The following is a 6,485-nucleotide window of genomic DNA, read 5'->3' on the forward strand; positions in this document are numbered from 1 at the left end:
TCTCCTGGCTCGACGCGTCCACCGAGGAAAACTCGAAGATGCGCGAGCTCGTTAAGCTCTTCGGCACGCCCGAAACAACGGATGACCTCGGCATGGGCCAGCTCCGCGACGCGATCAGCAACAGTCTGTTCCCGGGCACTTCCGTGCTGCACCTGGGCGCGCGCTACATGCTGCTCGTCCCGTGGGCCTACCTCAGCGCCTACAAAGGCACTAAGAACGCCGATGACTTGCGGAAGCGGGCCGAGGAATCCGAGCGGCAGCTGATCGGCACGTTCAAGAAGCTCGGCGAGGAAAGCTACATCGGGCGCGATGCAGGCAGGAATGTGCGTCAGCTTCCGTCGGCCGCGTACTGGTCGGCGCTCCGCCGTTACGGGATCGTCAACGCGGACACCGACCGCTCCGCCGTCGCCCAGCTCATGTGCGCCGACGCCCCTTCCGCTGAAGACGGCGACAGCATCTACTCCGTCTGGAACCAGACTCTCCCGAAGCCACCCATCGGCTTCCCTCAGTCGGAAGACCGGGGTTTGACACTCTCCCACGACGAGGCCCGCTGGCTGCAGGAACGCATCCTGACCACCTGCGCCGGCACCATGCTGGCCCACGTCGTCGGGTCCGACGCCAGCCCCACCCCGGGACTCTGGGCCCCCTGGCTGGACCCGGCGTGCCGAAGCGCGGAAGGCGAACCCGCGCAGGGGCTCAAGGACGCAGAGGCGTTCTCCTTCATCCACAACGGCGCCACCATCCTCTACCAGCACCTGCTCGCGGAACTCTCGGCGTCCGTTTTCAACGCCGGTGAGGATACTCCGGAGCCCACGCAGGAACTCCTCGAAGGATGGGAAGAGCAGCGGGACAGCAAGCGCGAGCTCCTCGCAGGATGGGACGTGAACGGTTACCTCGACCGTGCCAAGGCGCTGAACCCCGGTATCAACGGCAACACCGCCGATTTCGCCCGGCAGATGGCCGACGCAGCCCTGAGCCCCAGCAAACTGATCGACAACGCAGAATTCCGGGCCACCGTCGAAATCCGAGAGAAGCTCATGAAAAAGTCCAACTCGCGGTTCCGCAACGAACGCCGGCTCCGCGCCTGGCAGCCGCCGGCGCAGGTCGCGTCTCTGTCCTTCCGCTGGGCACAAGTGCGGCGAAACGTCCTGGATATCCACGCCGGGCTCGCGCTGGAAGGGCAGTCGAATGCTTGAGGCAGCAAACAGGCAGGCACTCACACAGCAGCTGCGCCCGCCGGCAGGATTCCGGCTCTCCCACGCCGTGGGCACCACCTTCACCCTGGACATGACCAGCGCCCTGTCGGTACCGCTGAGCTTCGTCGCGGGCTCCGGGGAAGAATTCACCAATCCGGTGGCGGTGCTCAGCGCCCTGCGCAAAGTCTCCGACCGTGTAGACATCTTCTGCCAGGCCGGCCACATCAAGGCACCCTCGGACGCCTCGGACCTGCTCTCGCTGCTGGAGCCGATGGTTCATCAGGTCAGCGTCCGGCACGGGCTATTCCACCCGAAGATCTGGCTGCTTGAATTCGAAAACGACACCGAACGCCGCTACCGCTTCCTGTGCAGCAGCCGCAACCTCACTACCGACGCCAGCTGGGACCTGCTCGTCCGGCTCGACGGCGAACCCGTGCAGGACGCCGAGGATGCCGGCCCGGACAGCGGACCCCTCGCGCACTTCATCGCCGGGCTCCCCGGCCTCTGCACTGTGACGCCCGACGCCGGGAGGCTGGCTAGGGTGCGCGGGCTCGCCTCGCGCCTGGCGGACGTCCGCTGGGACCTGCCCGAGGACATCCACCGCCTGGCCTTCCGGCCGATGGGTATGGGAAAACACTTCGAACAGGGCTCGATTGTGGCGCACCTCCGCGATCCGGAGAACTTCATTGCGCTCAACAACAAGACCGGGAACGGGGCCCATCTCGGCCGGGACAAGCTGGTCGTCTCACCCTTCCTCGATGACAAGCTGATCGGCCGGCTGCGGGACAAATGGACGGARAACCTCTTCGTCTATTCGCGCGGCGATCAGGTGGACCTTCTCCAGGAACAGACGGTTACCGACACCCGCACGTCGTTCAAAGCCTTTGACGAGCTCGGCATCCCCGAATCGTCGGAGTCAGGACGGAGCGATGTGGACGAGTCCGGGATCCAGCGTGTCGCCGACGATCTGACCGGCCTGCACGCGAAGGCTTACTTCTGCGACTACGACCACTTCACCTACGCGCTCCTTGGATCGGCCAACGCCACCGAAGCGGGTTTCACCAGGAACGTGGAGTTCCTGCTGGAAATGCGGGGAGCCAAGAAGCGCCTTGGTGTGCAGCGCATCCGGGAAAGCCTCAAGGACGTGCCCTTCGCCGACTACTTGGGCGCTGGCGGCGAAGCCCGCTCGGAGGAGGACGTGGCCGCCTTCCGACTGGAGAATGCGCTGCGGGACGCTGCAGCGCAGAAGTTCCTCCTCGATGCCGTCCCCGACGGCGACGCGAAAAACACGTTCACGGTGACCGTCACGCATGACTGGTCGCCCAATGCCGAGTTACACGCGAAGCTCCGGCTCCTTTCACTCCCCCAGCCAAGCGCCGGCGTCGGGCCCTCTGGCGGTCAGCACGAACACGCTTTCCACGCCATACCGCTCGCGGACGTGACCCCGTATCTGGTGCTCACGCTGGAGGACCCGGTCGCCGGGCTGTCCAAGAGCACGGTAATCCAAGGCAGCTTGCGCACCGATCCGGCGGGAAGGCTGGATGAGATCATCGCCCGCCAACTGGACGATCCGCAGAAGCTCCGGCAGTTCCTGTTGTTGTTCCTTACACCGGAGGATGCCCTTCCAGGGTCCGGGACTGGCACCGGATGGTTTGCCGGTTCAGGGTTCGGCGATGGTTCCACCGCTGGACTCTTCGAGGCGATGGTGGGCGCAATGGCGGGTCCGGACGCCGGCTCGGTCTTCCCGGATCTGAAGGTAGTCATGGACCGGCTGCTCGCCCTTCGTGGCGATGACCCGGAGATTCAGCAGCTGCACGCGCTCTGGACGGCAGCCACCGAGGCACTAGACATGGGGGAACGTCATGGGGTTTGATGCATCGCCCGCGCTGGACGGCCTGAGGGGCTTTCAGCGCCGGACTGTGGAACACGTCTTCAAGCGCCTCTATCTGGATGCCCAGCCGGCGGACCGTTTCCTCGTCGCGGACGAGACGGGACTGGGCAAGAGCATGGTGGCCCGCGGCGTTGTCGCGAAGGCGATCGAGCGGCTTGACCGGCCGGATTCCGGGGTGGACCGCATCGACGTCGTCTACGTCTGCTCCAATGCTGACCTGGCCAAGCAGAACATCGGCCGGCTGAACGTCACCGGGCAGAAGGACATCATTGAGTCGGGCCGGCTGACGCTGCTGCCTGCCGAGCTGACCAAGCTCAATTCTCCGGCGGCGCCGGGAACACGGAAGCGGGTTAACTTCATCTCGCTGACGCCGGGCACGTCGTTCAACGTCGGCGGGGCAACCGGCCAGGCCAAGGAACGGGCGGTGCTGTTTCGGATCCTCGAACAGCTCGGAGTGATCACTGCCGAACGCCGGGATGACGCGGTCGAGCTGTTGAGGGCGGGCGCTGGCGTTCCCGGATTCAGTTGGGAAATCAAACGCCTCACCGAACTGCATCCCGAAGGGTTCGTCACCTCGGTGTGTGACAAATTCAGACAGCTCGCCACGAAGAGCGGAAATCTCGCCGCTTTTGAAACGGCGATGATTGAAACCTTGACCGCCGGAACTGACAATGTCCGGCTCCGCATGAGCGCCATCATCGGAGGGCTCCGTGGAGACCTCGCCCAGGCCGGATTGGACTGTCTAGAGCCTGATTTGATCGTTCTGGACGAGTTCCAGCGCTTCCGCGATCTGCTTTACTCTCCCGGCACCGCGCCCGACGACGAGGATCCTGCTGCGGAGCTCGCGCGCCAGTTCCTGAACTACGACGGCGCCAAACTCATCCTGCTCTCCGCCACGCCGTATAAGGCGCACACCGGAGCGAACGAAGCCGACGGCGACGACCACGCCGCAGACTTCCGGCAGCTCCTTCGGTTCCTAAGCAGTGAACGGCCGGGGTACATGGAGGGCCTCGAGGCTGATCTGGATGACCGGCGGACCCAGCTGCTCAAGCAGGTCCCTGACGATGTGCTGACGCATCGCATCGAGGACCGCCTGAAGCTCTTCATGAGCCGCACGGAGCGGCCCCAGCTCGGCAAAGACGACATGCTGTCCGTGATCGAGATGGCACCAACGGATGTCCGGGCCGGGGACCTCACCAGCTACAGGTCCCTCTCCGCTTTGTTCCGGGCCGCGGGCACCGGCACTGCGATGGAGTATTGGAAATCCGTGCCGATGTTCGCGCACTTCCTCACCGACTACAAAGTCGGCAGAATGCTGGACGGCAGAATCCACTGCGACCGCGAAGCCGTTGACCCGGTGCTGCCGGCCCTCGCGACCATCGACCCCGATGCCTATCGCCGCTATGGCGCCGTGGAGACCGACAACGCCAAGTTCCGGGCCGTGCGCGAGCACACCGTCGGCCAGGGCTGGTGGAAGCTGCTGTGGGTGCCGCCGTCGCTCCCCTACTTAGAGCCTTCCGGGGCTTTCGCTGAGGTTGGTGCTGACGTCACCAAGCAGCTGGTCTTCTCGGCATGGAACGCTGCCCCGACGGCGATCACCACGATGCTCTCCTACGAGGCCGAGCGGCAGATCCTTGAAGGGTCGCCTCTGCACGGGGAAAACACGGCCGAAGCACGCAAGCGCTTCCGTGGCCGCCTGCGGTTCCGCGTCCGCGACGGTGAACCCCAGGCCATGTCCACGCTGGCGCTGTTCATCCCCCATGCTGCTCTGGCACTTGCAGGTGATCCACTGGAGAGTGCCTCATTGAGTGGTTCCTTAGTGCCCGGCGACGTTGTTCGGGATGCCGCGGCATCCGCCGGCGCCGCGATGGTGGACGGCGCCGTCGTCGACTCCGCCAGCCGGCTCGGCGCCTGGGCGTCCTACTTCTCGGTTCCTGGCGCCCTGCCCGCCGAGTGGAAGAACGCTGCCAAGCTGGCCACCCGGGAGCTGCGGCAGCTGGACGAGTACACCCAGCAGCAGGGCAAAGCCGCGGACGGCGGGGAGACCGAGCAGGAAGGTGGCTCCGAGGCCGGGCTCTATCTGGCACACGTTGAACGGATGCTGGGCGCCGTGGCCGGTGAGCCGTCGGGCTGGGAGGACAGGCTTGAAGACCTGGCCGTCAACTCCCCCGCCAACTGCCTCTACCGTGCCCTGAGGCGMGTGGTGCCGGACGACTTCGACGGCACAGAGCTGTGGAAGGCCGCCGTGTTTGCCGCAAGCGGCCTGCGCACGCTCTTTAACCGCCTCGACGCCACCGAGCTGCTGGACAAGCTCTATCCCGAAGGCGACTACTGGCAGAAGGTCTTGCGCTACTGCGAAGCCGGAAACCTCCAGGCCGTGCTGGACGAATACGTCTTCCAGCTCCGCAGCCAGCAGGCCCCCGGGGAGATCACCACCGAACAGCTGTGGGCGCTAGCCGATGACATCCGGCGTTCCTTGTCCCTCAAGCCGGCCCAGATGCTCGCCAAATACCCCGACGGCTCGCACGACGATCTCCGAATGGGCGTCCGCTTCGCCGTCCGGTACAGCAACGCCAAAACGGACGACGGCGACAGCAACCGTATGCCCGATGTCCGCCGGGCGTTCAACAGTCCCTTCTGGCCCTTCGTGCTGGCCTCGACGTCCGTCGGACAGGAAGGCATAGACTTCCATTGGTGGGCGCACTCGGTCATCCACTGGAACGTGCCTGGAAATCCCGTTGATTTTGAACAGCGCGAAGGACGGGTACACAGGTATCTGGGACATGCGGTTCGCAAGAATGTCGCGGAAGCGCATGGTGCTGAAGTGCTAAAGCCCGGAGTCACGGACCCGTGGGAAACGCTGTTTTCCGTAGCTTCTGCCGATGTTGCAGCGCACCCGGAAGACTCCAGCACCGAGTTCTCACCGCACTGGATCCACCCTGGAAAACACAAGATTCAGCGTCGACTCCTGGACCATCCATTGAGCCGCGATGTGCCCAGGACCAAGCAGATGCTTTTGGGGCTGGCGAAGTACCGGCTGACGTTGGGTCAGGCCCGTCAGGACGACCTGCTCGGGCTGATCAAGGATGGGGCGCAGATGAAGCCCTTGATTTTGCGGCCGTAGCGCGTGTTACTAGCATCAACGTCGCCTCGCAAATATTCAGGCATGGCAAGGTTACGACGGCCAAGAGGTAACCATGTAGTTATGCTCGAACCATGCTGTTGACTGACGTACTGTCCGTTGGCGCCGTTCTTATTGCGGCGGCCTCCCTGTTCGTTACGCTATGGAACGTGCAGCGGACGACGGAGCGCGAAGACGGCCGAGACCGGGCAGACTTGGTTCTTAGGTACTCGCAAGATAGCGCCGTTATCGACGTTGACAACGAAGGGCCCAACAC

At 64.5% G+C, this 6,485-nt stretch carries 4 protein-coding genes; all 4 read left to right on the top strand.

Going from position 1 to position 6,485, the window contains the following annotated elements:
• A partial coding sequence (locus AC1D1W_RS19240) for a DUF6361 family protein (protein ID WP_476944527.1) occupies window positions 1-1,196 on the top strand: 1,196 nt, incomplete at its 5' end.
• The gene (locus AC1D1W_RS19245; protein ID WP_476944528.1) at window positions 1,189-3,069 is read left to right on the top strand and encodes a phospholipase D family protein; all 1,881 of its coding nucleotides are present in this window, start codon (window positions 1,189-1,191) and stop codon (window positions 3,067-3,069) included. The genes AC1D1W_RS19240 and AC1D1W_RS19245, both read left to right, overlap by 8 nt.
• Window positions 3,059-6,211 carry a helicase C-terminal domain-containing protein gene (locus AC1D1W_RS19250; RefSeq protein ID WP_476944529.1) on the top strand — a complete coding sequence of 1,051 codons (3,153 nt, stop codon included), beginning with the start codon at window positions 3,059-3,061 and terminating at the stop codon, window positions 6,209-6,211. The genes AC1D1W_RS19245 and AC1D1W_RS19250 overlap by 11 nt, the downstream gene beginning before the upstream one ends.
• Window positions 6,212-6,303: 92 nt before the next feature.
• On the top strand, window positions 6,304-6,485 hold a 182-nt coding region (locus AC1D1W_RS19255), incomplete at its 3' end, for a hypothetical protein (RefSeq protein WP_476944530.1).

Source organism: Arthrobacter sp. P1_B4 (assembly GCF_056406555.1).